Below are 16,145 nucleotides of genomic sequence, written 5' to 3'. Positions count from 1 at the left end.
CTCAGCGGACCGGGTGCAGGCCGCACTCGCTGTGCTCGCGCGCTTCCCACCACCAGCGGCCGGCGCGCTCGTCCTCGTACGGCTTCACCGCGCGGGTGCAGGGCGCGCAGCCGATGGACGGGTAGCCGCGGTCATGGAGCGCGTTGTAGGGGACGGCGTTGGCCTTCACGTAGGCCCACACGTCCTGGCGGGTCCACGCGGCCAGCGGGCTGAGCTTGAGGAGGCCTCCGTGTTCGGCGTCGACCTCGGCGATGTCGACGGCGGTGCGGGTGACGGACTGCTCGCGGCGCAGGCCCGTCACCCACGCCTCGCGGCCAGCGAGCGCGCGCCGCAGCGGCTCCACCTTGCGGATGGCGCAGCACTCCTTGCGCGCCTCGAGGTTCTTGCGGAAGGAGAAGTAGCCCAGCGTGGACTCCATCGCCTCCACGCGCGTGCGCTCGGGGAAGAAGGTCTCCACGGCGATGCCGTAGCGGTTGCGAGTCACCTCGATGAGCTCGTACGTCTCTGGCGGGAGACGGCCGGTGTCGAGAGTGAAGACGCGGAGACTCGGCGCGTGTTTGCGCGCCAGGTCGATGAGGACCATGTCCTCCACGCCGAAGCTGGAGGCGAGGGCCGCGCGCGCGCCGAACCGCCGCTCCACCCAGGCGAGCACCTCCTCCACGGGCGCGTCCTTCAATGCGCGCGCCTCGTCGAGGGGGGCCGGGGTGGAGACTGCGAGGGAGGTGGCGGACAGCGGGGGCGACATGGAGGACTCCGAGGGTGGAAACGAAAACGGCCCGCGCCTCTTTCGAGGGCGGGCCGCGCGAGCAGGGAAGGTCGAGAAGGGACTGCTAGCCACTCCTCGCTGCTCGGCACCCGCCGGGAGGCGGACACACGGGACACGCACACGCCAGACAGCACGCGCCGCACACGCCCCGGGCCCACGACGCTCCGCTCGCGGCGGTCAGCGCGAGGGACTTCGGAGCGGAGCGGGAAGCAGTGGAAGGCATGAGACGCGGGAGCTGCGGTGGGAGAGCAGGAGGCGGAAAAGCGAGCGGCCCGGCTCCTTCGAGAGGAGGCCGGGCCGGGAGGAAACGCGTGGACTCAGAAGAGGTCCGGTGCGCGCGTCAACAGCCCAGGCCCGACAGGGCACAACAGGCACACGACCGACAGCAGCGGCAGCGGAACAGCGCGGCGGTCGGGGTGGAGGGCGTCAACCTGGGCATCCAACGTAACGGAGGAATTTCCAAAGTAACGGCGGTCGGGGTCCGGCGTCAACCTGCCCTGCGAGGGGGGCGCTCAGGCCCTCGCGTCGGAGTGTCTCCTACCCACTGATTTCTCGCTCCCTTTCCCGCCTAACGTTTGAAGCCATGCTGAGTGACGCGGTCGTTGGACGATGGAAGCAGCGGCTCGATGCCATGCGGAATGACCTGGCCTACATGGAGGCCCAGGCCGACCGGGATGTGGCTCGCAAGAAGGTTCGCGAGGAAATCCGCGCCCTGTTCAGCGCATTCAGGGCAGGCAGTGTGGGCTTGGAGGCGCTCCGCTCCACGTTCGACGTGAACACCCGGAACGAGTGGGACGTGTTCGGGCTCAAGGGCCTGTCCGGGGCCATGTTCCTGAACACCCTGGTTAAGCACCTGCCCGCATATGCGCGAGACATCGAAGTGCGTCTGCGCTCGGTCCTGCCCCTGCCGTCGTCAGATGAAGAGGCACGTAGCCGGATGATGGGCTTCCATGACCGTCTCGTGGAGCTGATTGCCCAGGGGGTAACGACCCGCAGGGCGGTCCAGCCGACGCGGACTCCCTTCTTTGTCAGCGCGGCCTGGCACATGGAGGCGCCCGAGCAGTGGCCCATCTATTACGAATCGATGCGGACGCGCCTCGCAGAGGAGGGCTTGTTCGAGCGGAGTGAAGACGCGGTCGATTCCTATTTCCGCTTCACCGCTCAGGTGCGGGAGCTCCAGGCTGCCCTCCGAATCAGCCCGTGGGAGTTGGAGCATGTGTGTGAGTGGGAGGAGGCCGCGATGGTACCCGGGGCCGTGGTTCCGGCTCCCGCGCCGCAGCCGACCGGGCGGCAGGTATGGCTCATCGCCCCGGGGCCGCGTGCCGACCATTGGGAGGAGTTCTATCGCGACGGCATCGTGGCGATCGGGTGGGACGACCTGGGAGATCTCCGCAGGTACCCGGATTTGGATTCCATCAAGGATGCGCTTCGCAAGAAGGGTGGAGACGACGCCGTCGAGCCACGGCACGACGCGCTGGCCTGCTGGGAGTTCGCGCAGGTGATACGGCCCGGGGATGTCGTCTTCGCCAAGAAGGGCCGTCATCTCATCGTGGGATACGGCGTGGTGGAGTCCGACTATCGTTACGACACCACTCGCCGCGACTACAACAGCGTGAGGAAGGTGAAGTGGCTGTGGTCCGGTGAGAAGCAGCCCCGTGAGCGGCCGCTGGTGACGAAGACGCTGACGAACGTCACGGCCTATGCGGGGCTGGTTGCGGAACTGGAAGCCGCCGTGGAGGTGGGTGGGAGTGACGGCCAGGGGGCGGGAGCCTCGATTCCCAAACTGCCTCCGCCGAAGCCACCCGAGCCGCCTTACACGTTGGACGATGCCATGGCGGAAATCTTCCTGCCTCGTTCGGAGCTGGAGCACCTCGTCACCCTGGTGCGCCACCGCAAGAACGTCGTCCTCCAGGGCCCGCCAGGAGTGGGCAAGACCTTCGTTGCCTCGCGTCTGGCGAACCTCATCCTCGAGCGGCATGCCCCCGACCATGTCTGCTTCGTCCAATTCCACCAGTCCTACGCCTACGAGGACTTCGTCCAGGGCTATCGCCCCGCGAAGGCGGGTGGCTTCGAGCTGAAGGACGGACCCTTTCTCCGCTTCTGCGACCGAGCGCTGCAGGACCCGGAGGACGATTACGTCCTCATCATCGATGAAATCAACCGGGGCAACCTCAGCAAGATCTTCGGTGAGCTGATGATGCTCATCGAGCCCGACAAGCGAGAGTCGCGGTGGGGTGTCTCGCTCGCCTATGCAGAAGAGAAGGACGCGCCGTTCTACGTTCCTCCGAACCTGTACATCATCGGAACCATGAACACGGCCGACCGCTCTCTCGCCATGGTCGACTACGCGCTGAGGCGGCGCTTTGCGTTCATCGATATCGGCCCTGCCACCGAGGAGCCGTCGTTCCATCGGCACCTGACATTGCGTGGCGCCTCGCCCGCGCTCATCGAGCGCATCCGGAACCGGGTGCGGACGCTCAACGAACATATCGAGGGCGATCCGAGCCTGGGGCGGGGCTACCTGGTTGGCCACAGCTACTTCTGCGCGTCAAAAGAGAGCACCTGTGACGACGCCTGGTACAAGCAGATCATCGATTACGAAGTCGAGCCGCTACTCAGGGAGTATTGGTTCGACCGGCCCGCGCGTGCCGATGAGGCAGTGGAGCTACTCCTCGCGGAGGACTGAACCCGGTGGTTCCCCTCCAGAACGTCTACTACCTGCTCTGCTACGCCTGGGAGCACCTTGACGACTCCACGGCCACCGACGTCGGGGCACTCGCCTGTGAACGGGTCGAGGACCTGCTGGCGCACGTGCTCAGCTCGGGCGTCACCGGGTTGCTGCGACGGGGACTCGACCGCGCCTATGTAGAGTGCCGGGAAGAGCTGCGCTCCCCGCGTGGAAAGCTCGACCTCGCTTCGAGCATGAAGCGGGGCCTGGAGCGGACAGGGCGAGCTGCCTGCACCTTTGACGAGCTCGACTCGGACGTCCTGCATAACCGATTGCTGCGCGCGTCCCTGGTGCGGCTGGCTTCCGCCGGAGTCTCCCCTGGCCGCTCGCGTGAGCTGCTGCTGGCGGCGCGGCGCATGCGTGGCGTGATGGACATCGAGCCCACGCCCGCGCTCTTTCAGCGCGTTCAGCTCCACCGCAACAACGGCCACTACCGGTTTCTGCTTCATGTGTGTGAGCTGGCGGTGCGGTGCCTCGTTCCCGACGCGCAGGGAAAGGGCTACCGCTTCAACGACTTCCGGGCCAACGAGCAGGAGATGGGGGCCCTGTTCGAAGGCTTCGTCCGAAACTTCCTCAAGCGCGAACAGCGCCACTTCAGGGTCGAAGTCGAGACCATCCGGTGGAAGGTGGAGCCGGTGGTCGAGGGGACCGAATCGCTTCTTCCCGTGATGCGAACCGACCTCTCCCTGGTGGCGCCGGGAAGGAAGGTCATCGTCGACACGAAGTTCTACCAGTCCCCACTGCGTGTCGGTCGGGATGGCCGCAAGAAGCTGCGCGAAGCGCACCTCTACCAGATGCTGGCCTATCTGAAGAACCTGGAGGGACAGAGTGAGCGGGAGGCCCATGCCGCTGTCCTCCTGTACGCCTCGACGGGTGAGCACTTCGACCTGCGTTACCGGCTGGGTGCCTACGAGCTGCGTGCGCGTTCGTTGGACCTCGACAGGCCCTGGCAGTCCATCCGCGCCGAGTTGCTCCAACTCGCCGAGGGGCTCCGCTTACCGCTGCCGGTCCGGCCAGGGGCAACAGGCAGCTGATTCCTCTGGCGAAGGGGCCTGGGGAGCGCGGACGCACGTGGCGAATTCATTCAGCTTGCGTCGCGAGGATGCGCTTGCATCCGCAGTCGTCTGAATTGCAGGGGAGGGGTGCTCCGGACGAAGTCGGATGGGACGCTGACGCTGGCGCCTTGGCACAGCTACATCTCGTCCCAGAGGTATGCGAGCTCCAACTCGACGACCTCGAAGGGCTCGGCGCGAATGACGGCCGGGCCTGAGTGCGTGGCGAGCAGCGAATACTCCGTACCCTCCAATCGGAACACCTCCAGCGTGCGCGCTTCGGGGTCCATCAGCCAGACGTGCCGCACGCCCTCGCGCGCGTACACGGGCAGTTTCACCTTCCGGTCCAGGGCCTCCGTGGAGGGCGAGAGCACTTCGCAGACCCAGTCCGGCACCACCGTGAACGCCACCACCTCTCGCGCATTCGGCAGCCGTTCGCGGTGCCAGCAGGCCTGGTCCGGCACTAGCACGTCCTTGCTCAGGTGCAGCTCCGGCTTTACGAGGAGGATCCATCCTCCAGGCCCATTCCTTCCCCGGTCGAACGGACCTCCCAGCTCGATTCCCAGCCGGGAAGCGGCGAGCGTATGTTGCCCTGCTAGCCTCGGGCTGGCGTGCAGCACGCCGCCGATCAGCTCTCCGATGACATTGTCGGGAAGTGCCTCCAGGTCCGCATATGTGGCCGGTTTCCGTTCCATCGCTGCCCCTATTCCCCGCCGCCCGTCTCCAATTCAATGGGGAGGGCATGACGGCCGGGTCCGACGTGTCAGGGTGGTTCGTCTTCGTACTCCCTGGGAGGTTGTATCCTGAGTCGTCGTCATGCAAGCCCATGGGGCGTGATGTGCAAGAATCCGGTTTGATGTGACGCCACCCGGCTACAACATCGTTGAACCGAAGACAGGCGTCGCGGGAGCAGGTCATGGGTGGAAAGGACAAGAAGCCAGCGCTCGGAGGCCTCGCAGCGGCCTTCCAGAAGGCGGGCCTCGCCACGAAGGAACAGGCCGAGCGCGTCGATGCCGAGAAGCGGGCGCGTGACCCGGCGACCTACCGCGCTTCGCTAGGCCTCGACGGAGCCTCTGCCGAAGGCACGGGCAGCTATCGGGAGCAGCTTGCCCCGGTCAACGCGTGGTTCGCCGAGCGGCTCCAGCGTGAGCCGGGCCTCGCCGCGCGGATGACGGGCGAGCGGACCCAGGCCGTGGCCCTCGAGGGTTCACCGGCGACACGGGCAGAGGTGAGTGCCGCTGAACATGCGCTGGGCTTCACCCTTCCTCCGTCCTTCGCGGCCTTTCTCCTCGAACTGGGCTCCGTCTCCTTTCTTGGCCCATGGCGTGACGCCACGACGCCCGTGGATCGGCTGGTGGCCGCGAGCGCTTCGCTCGACGCCGATGTCGCCTTGACCGCCGAGCGGTTCGTTCAGGTCGCGAAGCGTGAAGGCGTGACGCTGGACCCGCGCTCGCCTCGGCGGCTGCTGCACGTGTCCGACGACAGGAACGGGGAGGCGGTCTTCGCCCTCTGTGCGCAGCGAGCCGCTTCCGGTGAAGCCCCCGTGTTCATGCGCTTCCACGATGAGCCCGATGCGCTGTACGACGCGTCCGTCGACTTCCGTCAGTGGTTCGGCGCGCGCCTCGCTCGCCTCAGGGCCGAGCTCCAGGAGTGGCTGGCCAGGGGAGCACCGCGCTGACGTGGGTTCTCACTGTCGGAACGAGAACGCCGGACTTCTACGGCGAGCTGCCCTCGACGAGCGCCGCGAGCTTCCCGAGTGACATCTGCCAGCCGAGCTCGTTGTCCGCGGGGGACACGCCGCGCGGGAGCCCCTCGTGCACGGCGTGGATATCGGTGCCGCCGTCCGCATTGGTGAGGGTGTACGTAATCGTCATCTCGCCGCGCATCGCGGGGTCGTCCGTCTCGAACTCGACCACCTGGACCACCTGCTCGTCCGGCACGAGCTTCACGAAGCGGCCATGGTGCGTGTCGGTGTGCGCGGTCGTCTTGCCGGTGCTTGTCGGCGCGTCATACGTGAGCGAGATGCGGAACGAGCCTCCTTCGCGCGGCTCGAACGCATGCACGTGGCTGGTCATGCCGTCCGGCACCATCCACGTCTGCACCGCACGGGCATCGAGAAGCGCGCGATAGACGCTCGCGCGAGGCGCATTCACATGGCGGCTGATGCGGGTCGTGCTCATGCCTGAACCCTACCAGGGCGAAACGACCGCCACCGACTACGTCTCGCCCCAGACAAACGCCAGATTCAGCTCGATTGCATCGAAGGGCTCGGCGCGAACGTGTCCTCCACCGGAGTGCGTGGCGAGCAGCGAATAGTCCGCGCCCTCCAGCCGGAACACTTCCAGCGCTCGGGCCCTCGGGTCCACCAGCCAGACGTGCCGCACGCCCTCGCGTGCGTAGATGGGCAGCTTCTCCTTGCGGTCCAGCGCCTTCGTGGAGGGAGAGAGCACCTCGCAGACCCAGTCCGGCACCACCGTGAACGCCACGACTTCTCGCGGGTGGGGCATCCGCTCGCGATGCCAGCCGGCCACGTCGGGGACCAGCACGTCCTCGCCCAGGTGGAGCTCTGGCTTGTTCAGGATGACCCAGCCGCCGGGTCCACCCTTGCCCGCAGAGAACGGCATCCCCACTGCGGCGCACAGGTTGAAAGCAGCGATTGCGACCGCTGCAGCCGGCCTCGGGCTGGCATGCAGCACTCCGCCAATCAGCTCCCCGATGAATCGATCGGGAAGTGCCACCAGATCTGCATACGTGGCCGCTTTCCGTTCCATGACCGCTCCATGTTCCCCGCCGCCCATCTCCGGTTCCATGGGGACGGCATATCAACCGGGTCTGACGTGCCAGGGTGGCACGGCTGTTACCACCCTGGAAGGTTGTCCCGGGTCGCGGCGGGAAGCAACCCTTCAGCCCGCCTGGGTGTCATCCGCCGGAAGCCGGCGAGCCCCTTCCACCAACCGCAGAGTCGAGGCCGGAGCGTCGAGAAGCGCGGGCGCATCCACACGGAGCGCCGAGCGGTCCAGGTCCGCCAGCCGCGGCCGGCCGAGCAGCGCCAGCGTCTTGTCGATTTCCTTCGACAGGATGTCCAGCGCCAGCTCCACCCCCGCCTGTCCGTTGGCCGCGAGCCCGTACAGGAACGGCCGGCCAATCATGCAGGCCCGCGCCCCCATGGCAATCGCCTTCACCACGTCCGAGCCCCGGCGGATGCCGCCATCGAGGATGACCTCGCTGCGCCCCTCCACCGCGTCCACCACCTCCGGCAGCACGTCCACGGCGCCGGGGAGGAAGTCGAGCTGTCTCCCTCCATGGTTGGAGACGATGATCGCCTCCACGCCCAGCTCCACCGCGCGTCGCGCGTCCTCGGCACACGAGATGCCCTTGAGCACCAGCGGCCCCGGCCACACCGAGCGCAGCCACTCCACGTCCTTCCACGTCACGGACGCGTCGAACTGGCTGTTGGTGAACTGCGCCACGGAGACCGCATCCGTGCGCTTCAGCTCCGGCAGGTCCACGAAGTTGCCGAACGTGGCGCGCGGGCTGGACGACATCCGCAGCACCCACCCCAGATGCCGGAACACGTCCAGCAGGTTGGTGAAGGTGATGCGCGGAGGAATGGTGAAGCCGTTGCGCCTGTCATTCTCCCGGTTGCCCATGGCCGGCACGTCCACCGTGAGGCACAGCGCGCGGTAGCCCGCCGCCTTCGCCCGCTCCACCAGCGAGCGCGTGACGCCGCGGTCCCTCCACACGTAGAGCTGGAACCACAGCGGCGACGGCGCCGCGGCGGCCACCTCCTCAATGGTGCCGATGGACATGGTGCTCAGCGTGAACAGGGCCCCGCGGCTCGCCGCGCCCTTCGCGGCCAGCTCCTCGCCCCGGGGCGCCAGCAGTCCCGCCAGGCCCGTGGGGCCGAGGATGAGCGGCGTCGCCAGCTTCTCTCCGAGCACGGTGGTGGAGCGGTCCACCACGCTCACGTCCACCAGCGAGCGCGCCCGGAAGAGGTAGCGGTCGAAGCCACGCCGGTTGGCGCCCACCGTGAAGCCGTCCTCGGCGGCGCCCTCTACGTAGTCGAACACGGCCTTGGGGAGCCGCTTGCGCGCGCGCTGACGGAGGTCCTCGATGTTGACGATCACGATGCATGCTCCAGCAGGGTGGGAAGTCCCGGAGTGCGGCGGCCCGGCCCCTGGCCCGCGCGAGGATAGCAGCCTCGCCCGGGGTGGCGCCGGGCCCCTCCAATCGTGGGGCTCATGTGCCGTCGCGCTCCAGGTCGGCCAGGAGGCCGGCCAGCGTCTGTGCCAGCGCGCGGACGTGGGGCGCGCGCATCAGGGCATAGTGGTCGCCCGGCACTTCGTGGACCTGGGGCGGCTCGGTGAGCCAGGGCCCCCAGCCCAGGTCCGCGGGGAGTGCGTGTCCCTCCAGGGCCGTGGCGGCCTTGAAGAGCCAGGTGGGGCCCGTGTAGGTGCCGCCCGGGACGTAGTGCCGTTGCGCGTCGTGGAGCCGCTCGTGGACGCCCAGGAGGCGCTCGGCCACGTCGAGGTCCAGCACGGGCGCGCCCGAGGGAGCGCGCCGCGCCTGCTCCAGCACGGAGGCCAGCGCGCTCCGGACGTCCAGGCGCCGCAGGTGCTCCACGTCCAGCGGCAGCGCCTGCCAGGACAGCCCGAGCACCCGGCCGAAGCCCGCCAGACGCGTGAGGGTGTCCGGCTCGGGGTGCGGCTGGCCCGTGGGCGCGGGGCTGTCGATGATGGCGAGCGCCTCCACGCGCTCGCCCGCTGCCTGGAGCAGGCGGGCCATCTCGTAGGCCACGAGTCCACCGAAGGACCAGCCGCCCAGGAGGTAGGGCCCCCGGGGCTGCACGGCGCGGACCTGCGCGAGGTAGTCGCGGGCCAGTGCCTCGACGGAGGCGGCGGGCAGCTCGCCTCCGTCGATACCGGAAGCGGACAGTCCATGGATGGGCCTGTCGCCGCCGAGCTGGCGAGCGAGCTCGGTGTAGGCCAGCGCGCTGCCACCGCCACCGTGGACGAGGAAGAGAGGCCGGCGCGTGGACGTGCCCGCGGCCAGTGGCACGAGGTTGGGTGTCGAGACGGCGCCGGCCTTGCGCTGCTCCGCCCACTTCGCCAGCCCCTCCACCGTGGGCGCCTGGAACAGGGCGGACAGTGGCGGCGTCAGGCCCGTGTGCTCGCGCAGCCGGGCCATGAGGCGCACGGCGAGCAGTGAGTGGCCACCGAGGGCGAAGAAGTTGTCCGTGACGCCGACCCTCTCCAAGCGAAGCACCTCGGCCCACAGCGCCGCCAGCGTCTGCTCCATGGGGGTGCGCGGGGCGACGTAGGCGTGCGCGGCGACAGGTGCCTCGGGAGCGGGCAGGGCCTTGCGGTCCACCTTGGCGTTGGCGGTGAGGGGGAGGGCGGTCAGGACGACGATGGCGGAAGGCACCATGTACTCGGGCAGCCGTTCAGCGAGGAACGCGCGGAGCTGCACGGTCTCCACGGAAGCCGCCTCATCCGCCTTCGCGGAGGGCACGACGTAGGCGACCAGGCGCTTGTCGCCGGGCACGTCCTCGCGCACCAGCGCGAGCGCCTCGCCCACGTCGGCATGGGCGCGCAGGGCCGCTTCCACTTCGGCCAGTTCGATGCGGTAGCCGCGCAGCTTCACCTGCGCATCGGCACGGCCGAGGAACTCCAGCACGCCATCCTTGCGCCAGCGGGCGAGGTCGCCCGTGCGGTAGAGGCGGGCACCGGGGACACCTGAGAAGGCGTCCGGGACGAAGCGCTCGGCGGTGAGGGCCGGCTGCTCCACGTAGCCGCGGGCCAGGCCATCGCCGCCGATGAACAGCTCGCCCATGAGGCCGGGAGGCACCGGCTGACCGGCGGCGTCCAGCACGTACACGTATGTGTTCCCGATGGGGCGGCCAATGGGCACGGAGGTGCCCGGCCAGGCCGCGTCCGTCATGCGGTGACATGAGGTGAAGAGCGTTGCTTCGGTGGGGCCGTAGCAGGCCGTGACGGGGATGCGCAGTTCTTCGAGGACGCGGCGCACGTGCGGCGCGCTCACCACGTCACCACCGGTGAGCAGTTGCCTTACGGAGCGCAGGCCGGAGAGGTGATGGTCCACCACCTGCGTGAAGAGACCCGAGGTGAGGTGCAGCGTCGTCACGCCGTGCTTCACCAGCACGGACTCCAGCTCGAGCACGTCGGAAGGCGAGTGCGGCGGGAACACCACGAGCCGTGCGCCATGGAGCAGCGGGCCCCACAGCTCCAGCGTGGAGGCATCGAAGGAGACGGGGGCGATGAGGAGGAACGTCTCGTCCGGTCCGAAGTGCGCGTAGTCGACGCCGAAGAGGGTGCGCAGCACGGCGGCCTGCGGAGTCCCGACACCCTTGGGCCGGCCGGTGGAGCCGGAGGTGAAGTCGATGTACGCGAGACTCTGGGGCAGCGCGGCCGCCGGAGGTGCCGATGTCGGCTGGCCCTCCAGTGACACGTCTTCCAGCACCACGGTGGACAGGCCTCCCGTGGGCAGCTTCGCGAGCAGCGCGCGCGAAGTGATGAGCACGGCGGGGCGCGCATCCTCCACCATCGCGGAGAGCCGCTCGAGCGGGTACGCCGGGTCCAACGGGACGTAGGCGCCGCCGGCCTTGAGGATGGCGACGAGGGAGACGATGAGCTCCAGCGAGCGGTCCAGGGCAATGGCCACGCGCGAATCGGTGGACACGCCAATCCCGCGCAGCTGCCAGGCCAGCCGGTTCGCACGCGCGTCGAGCTGCCGGTAGGTGAGCTTCTCCTCGCCGAACTCGACGGCGACCCTGTCCGCGTACCGTGCGACGACCTGCGAGAAGACCTCGGGCAGGGTGGAGCCGCGCGGGTACTCGGAGGCGGTGGCATTCCACTCCACCAGCACCTGCCGGCGCTCGGCTTCCGTGAGCAGGGAGGCCGCACTTAGCGGTGCCTCGGGCCGGGCCACCAGGGCTTCCACCAACATGCGGAAGTGCTCCGCCATGCGCTCGGCCGTGGCGGGCTCGAAGAGGCCGATGTTGTAGCCCAGGGTGCCCTGGATGCCCTCCGCCGTCTCTCCCAGGGTCAGCTCCAGGTCGAACTTGAGGGTGGTGTTCTCCAGCTCCACCGGGCGCAGCTTCAGCCCGTGCGAGCCCGCCGAAGCCCTCGGGGCGTTCTGCAAGGCGAACATCACCTGGAAGAGCGGGCCGCGGCTCAGGTCTCGCGTGGGCTGAAGCTCTTCGACCAGCCGCTCGAAGGGCACGTCCTGGTGGGCATACGCGCCCAGCGCCGACTCGCGCGCCTGACGCAGCAGGTGAAGGAATGAGGCGCTCGGGCTTACGCGGACGCGCAGCACCAGCGTGTTGACGAAGAAGCCGATGAGTCCTTCCAGCTCGCTCCGGTTGCGCCCGGCGATGGGCGTGCCGACGGAGATGTCCTCCTGCCCGGAGTAGCGGGAGAGCAACACCTGGAAGGCGGCGAGCAGCGCCATGAAAGGCGTGGCGCCCTCCTGCTGGCACAGCGCCCGGAGCGCGTCGGACACCGGCCGCGAGAGGCCGACGGAGACCCTGGCGCCCCGGAGTGTCTGCACGGGCGGACGCGGCTTGTCCGTGGGTAGCTCCAGCGTGGAGGCACCGGCGAGCTGCTGCTTCCAGTAGCCGAGCTGTGCGTCGAGCACCGCGCCCTGGAGCCACTGGCGCTGCCAGACGGCGTAGTCGGCGTACTGGATGGGCAGGGGAACAAGGGGCGAAGGCCGTCCCCGCGAGAAGGCCTCGTAGAGCGCCACGACCTCCTGCACCAGCACGCCCATGGACCAGCCGTCCGAGACGATGTGATGCAGGTTGAGCACGAACACGTGCTCGGCGGAGCCCAGCTTCAGCAGCCGCGAGCGCACCAGGGGACCGGTGACGAGGTCGAAAGGCCGCAACAACTCCTCGCGCAGCAGCCGCTCCAGCTCGGCGCGGGCGGCCTGGGGCTGCATGCCACTGAGGTCCACCTGCTTCAGCGGCACCTCGACGTGCGGCGCGATGACCTGGACGGGCTGGCCGTCCTGCCAGGTGAAGGTGGTGCGCAGGGCCTCGTGACGCCGCACCAATTCCGAGAGCCCGTGCTGGAGCGCGGTCACATCCAGCGGCCCCTCCATGCGCACGAAGGTGGGCATGTTGTAGGCGGCGCTGCCGGGTTCGAGCTGATCGATGAACCACAGGCGTTGCTGGGCGAACGACAGTGGCAGCGCGCCGTCACGCGGGACGGGAGCGATGGCGAGCCCGCCGCCCGCCTCGTCGGACGCGCGGACGGAGTCGATGCGCGCGGCGAGCGCGGCGATGGTGGGCGCCTCGAAGAGGGCCCGCATGGGCAGCTCCACGCGGAAGGTCTTTCGCACCCGGGCCACCACCTGCGTGGCCAGCAGTGAGTGGCCCCCCAGCGCGAAGAAGTCCTCTTCCACGCCGACCTTCTCCACGCGCAGCAGCGCGGCCCAGATGGTGGCGAGGGCCACCTCGGTGGGCGTGCGCGGAGCGACGTAGCTGGCCCCGCTGGCGGGGGCCTCCGGGACGGGCAGGGCCTTGCGGTCCACCTTGCCATTGGCCGTCAGCGGCAGCGCCTCCAGAGGGACGAGAGCGGAGGGCACCATGTACTCGGGCAGCCGCTCGCGCATCCAGGCGCGCAGGCCCGAGACCTCCAGGGCGGGGACGACGTAGGCCACCAGGCGCTTGTCGCCGGGGACGTCCTCGCGGGCCAGCACCACCGCGTCGCGCACCTCGGGGTGCTCGCGCAGCACGGTGGCGACTTCCCCCGGCTCCACGCGGAAGCCGCGCACCTTCACCTGGAAGTCGGCGCGGCCGATGAACTCCACGCGTCCGTCTTCGCGCCAACGCACCCTGTCCCCGCTGCGGTACATGCGCGCGCCCGGCACCGGAGCGTAGAGGTCGGGCAGGTAGCGCTCCGCCGTCAACTCCGGCCGGTGCAGGTAGCCGCGCGTCACCTGTGCTCCGCCGATGTACAGCTCTCCGGGCACGCCCACGGGCACCGGCCGCAGGGCTTCGTCCAGGACGTACAGCCGTGTATGGGCCAACGGCCGGCCCAGCGGCACCGCCACCGGCGCGGAGCCCGGGGCCGGCGTCTCAACCGGGCCCGCGAGCACACCCACCGTCGTCTCCGTGGGGCCGTAGTGGTTGAACACCTCGCAGTCAGGCGCCAGCTCGCGCACCGTGTCCATCAGGGCCCACGTGGAGGACTCGCCGCCCAGCACCAGCTTCTTGCGAGGCAGCACGTGCCGGGGGTCGGCCGCTGTCAGCAACGCGGACAGGTGCGAGGGGACGAGCTTCACGCAGTCCACCGGGTGGCGCTGGAAGTACTCGGCCACGCCCGCCGGGCTGCCGGCGCGCTCCTGGGTGAGGACATGCAGCAGTCCGCCGGTGCACAGGGCGGGGAAGAGCACGGTGTTGCCCAGGTCGGCGACGAAGGTGGACACCAGGGCGAAGCTCGCGCAGTCAGCCAGGCCCAGGCGCTCGGTGGCCGCGCGCACGTAGTGGACGAGCTGCGCATGGGGCACGGCCACGCCCTTGGGCCGACCGGTGGTGCCCGAGGTGAAGAGGACGTAGGCCAGGTTGCCCGCGGACACCTCGCGAGGCGGCGCGTCCTTGCGTGCGCTCGCGAGCCGCCCGGCTTCCGTGTCCATCAGCACCTGCTGGACGGCAGACGCCGCGAAGGACGCCGCGTGCCGCGACTCCGTCACCACCACCGGGGCGGCGACTTCTCCCACCAGTGCCAGGAGGCGCAGGGCGGGCTGGGATGGATCCAACGGGACGTAGGCGCCTCCCGCCTTCCAGATGCCCAGCAGCGCCACCACCGTCTCCACGGAGCGCTCCAGGCACAGGGCCACGCACGTGTCGGGGCCCACGCCCAGCGAGCGCAGGTGCCACGCCAGTTGGTTGGCGCGGGTGTCCAGCTCCCCGTAGGTGAGCACCTGTCCCTCGCAGGCCACCGCGGGCTTCGACGGGTGGCGCGAGGCCTGTTCCTCGATGAGCGCGTGCAGGGGGCCGTCGACCGCGAAGGAGGTCGGAGAGGCGTTGAAGGCCTCCAGCACCTGGTGGCGCTCGGTGTCGCGCAGCAGGGCCAGTTCTCCGACGAGGGTCTCCGGCGAGGACACCGCGGCCTCCAGCAGGGTGGCGAGGTGCTTCACCATGCGCGAGACGGTGGGCCGCTCGAACAGGTCCGTCCGGTAGCCCAGCGTGCCGGACAGGCCTTCCGGCGTCTGCTCCAGCGACAGCGTCAGGTCGGACTTGGTGCCCGGCAGGTCGATGTCCACCGCGTTCAGCTTCAGGGGTGACGTGCTTCCCGCGCCGCCGGCCACCTCCATGGACGCCGAGGGCGAGTTCTGCAGGACGAGCATCACCTGGAACAGGGGCGAATGACTGAGGCTGCGCCGGGGCTGCAGCGCCTCGACGAGCTTCTCGAAGGGGGCGTCCTGATGCTCATAGGCGCCGAGCGTGGTGGCGCGGACGCGGGCAAGCAGCTCGCGGAACGTGGCACGAGGGTCCACCCGGGTGCGGAACACGAGCGTGTTGACGAAGAATCCGATGACCCCCTCGGTCTCCGCGCGGGTGCGGCCCGCGATGGGCGAGCCGACGGAGATGTCGTCCTGCCCCGAGTAGCGGGAGAGCAACACCTGCCACACGGCGAGCAGGGCCATGAAGGGCGTGGTGCCCTCGTGCTGGCACAGGGCCAGCAGCCGCTCGGTCAGCTCCCGAGGCAGCTGCACGGGAACCCAGGCGCCTCGGGAGGACTGGACGGAGGGCACGGGCTTGTCGGTGGGCAGCTCCAGCACGGGAGGCGCGCCAGAGAGCTGCTGGCGCCAGTACCCCAGTTGCCGTTCCAGCGCCTCGCCTCGCAGCCACGAGCGCTGCCACGCGGCGAAGTCCGCGTACTGCACCGGCAGGGCGGGCAGGCGGGCCTGCTGGCCCGTGGCGTGCGCCGCGTAGAACGTCGCCAGCTCGCGCACCAGGACGCCCATGGACCAGCCGTCGGAGACGATGTGGTGCATCGTCCCGATGAGCAGGTGGTCCTGCGCGTCCATGCGCAGGAGCACGGCGCGGAAGAGGGGGCCACGCGCCAGGTCGAAGGGACGCTGCGTTTCGAGCAGCGTCTGTCGCCGGGCTTCAGCATCGCGCTCGTCGGCGGGCAGCGCGCCCAGGTCCACCACGGGCAGCGGGAATCGCGGTGGGGGGTGGATGACCTGGATGGGCTGGCCGTCGTGCAGGCCGAAGGTGGTGCGCAGCGACTCGTGCCGCTCGACGAGCGCAGCGAAGGACTTCTCCAGCGCGGCCACGTCCAGCGGGCCCCGCAGCCGCAGCGCGGTGGGCATGTTGTAGGCGGCGTTGCCAGGCTCGAGCTGGTCGATGACCCACAGTCGCTGCTGCGCGAAGGACAGTGGCAGCAGGCCCGTGCGGGGCACGGCCACCAGGGGCGGAGCCTGGACGCCGTGTGCGTGGACGGCGTCGATGCGCGCGGTGAGCGCGGCCACGGTGGGCGCCTCGAAGAGGGCGCGCAGGGGCAGCTCCACGCTGAGACGGCGCGGATGCGGGAGACGACCTGCGTGGCCAGCAGGGAGTGGCCACCCC

The 16,145-nt window shown here is 69.5% G+C and carries 9 protein-coding genes; 3 read left to right on the top strand and 6 right to left on the bottom strand.

Translation table 11 applies throughout. The features are described from left to right. Position 1: 1 nt before the first annotated feature. Positions 2-745 carry a phosphoadenylyl-sulfate reductase gene (locus tag OV427_RS07365; RefSeq protein ID WP_267855393.1) on the bottom strand — a complete coding sequence of 248 codons (744 nt, stop codon included), beginning with the start codon at positions 743-745 and terminating at the stop codon, positions 2-4. 604 nt (positions 746-1,349) lie between these two features. On the opposite strand from OV427_RS07365, the gene OV427_RS07360 reads away from it, so the two are divergent. After that, positions 1,350-3,452 (top strand): AAA family ATPase, encoded by a 2,103-nt coding sequence (locus OV427_RS07360; protein WP_267855392.1) that lies wholly within the window; start codon positions 1,350-1,352, stop codon positions 3,450-3,452. A 5-nt stretch (positions 3,453-3,457) separates the two neighbouring features. Continuing rightward, the gene (locus tag OV427_RS07355) at positions 3,458-4,528 is read left to right on the top strand and encodes a 5-methylcytosine restriction system specificity protein McrC (RefSeq protein ID WP_267855391.1); all 1,071 of its coding nucleotides are present in this window, start codon (positions 3,458-3,460) and stop codon (positions 4,526-4,528) included. Positions 4,529-4,686: 158 nt separating this feature from the next. On the opposite strand, the gene OV427_RS07350 is transcribed toward OV427_RS07355, so the two are convergent. Then, positions 4,687-5,241, bottom strand: a complete 555-nt coding sequence (locus OV427_RS07350; RefSeq protein WP_267855390.1) for a Uma2 family endonuclease — start codon at positions 5,239-5,241, stop codon at positions 4,687-4,689. A gap of 221 nt (positions 5,242-5,462) precedes the next feature. Between OV427_RS07350 and OV427_RS07345 the strand changes: the two genes are divergently transcribed. Continuing rightward, complete coding sequence (locus OV427_RS07345) at positions 5,463-6,224, top strand: SMI1/KNR4 family protein (RefSeq protein ID WP_267855389.1); 762 nt, start codon at positions 5,463-5,465, stop codon at positions 6,222-6,224. Between the two features lie 37 nt (positions 6,225-6,261). Here the strand turns inward: OV427_RS07345 and OV427_RS07340 are convergent, their stop codons facing one another. The 4 genes from OV427_RS07340 to OV427_RS07325 form a co-directional block, all read right to left on the bottom strand. Beyond that, the gene (locus OV427_RS07340) at positions 6,262-6,726 is read right to left on the bottom strand and encodes an SRPBCC family protein (protein WP_267855388.1); all 465 of its coding nucleotides are present in this window, start codon (positions 6,724-6,726) and stop codon (positions 6,262-6,264) included. A 36-nt stretch (positions 6,727-6,762) separates the two neighbouring features. Continuing rightward, positions 6,763-7,317: a Uma2 family endonuclease gene (locus OV427_RS07335; RefSeq protein WP_267855387.1), complete on the bottom strand. Its 555-nt coding sequence runs from the start codon at positions 7,315-7,317 to the stop codon at positions 6,763-6,765. A 132-nt stretch (positions 7,318-7,449) separates the two neighbouring features. Then, positions 7,450-8,673, bottom strand: a complete 1,224-nt coding sequence (locus OV427_RS07330; protein WP_267855386.1) for an alpha-hydroxy acid oxidase — start codon at positions 8,671-8,673, stop codon at positions 7,450-7,452. Between the two features lie 112 nt (positions 8,674-8,785). Beyond that, a complete protein-coding gene (locus tag OV427_RS07325; RefSeq protein ID WP_267855385.1) occupies positions 8,786-16,048 on the bottom strand; it encodes an amino acid adenylation domain-containing protein in 7,263 nt (2,420 codons plus the stop codon). Positions 16,049-16,145: the final 97 nt, after the last annotated feature.

It is taken from the genome of Pyxidicoccus sp. MSG2, from assembly GCF_026626705.1.
In the GTDB taxonomy this organism is placed as follows: Bacteria; Myxococcota; Myxococcia; order Myxococcales; family Myxococcaceae; genus Myxococcus.
This window is presented reverse-complemented; position numbering and strand designations above follow the sequence as displayed.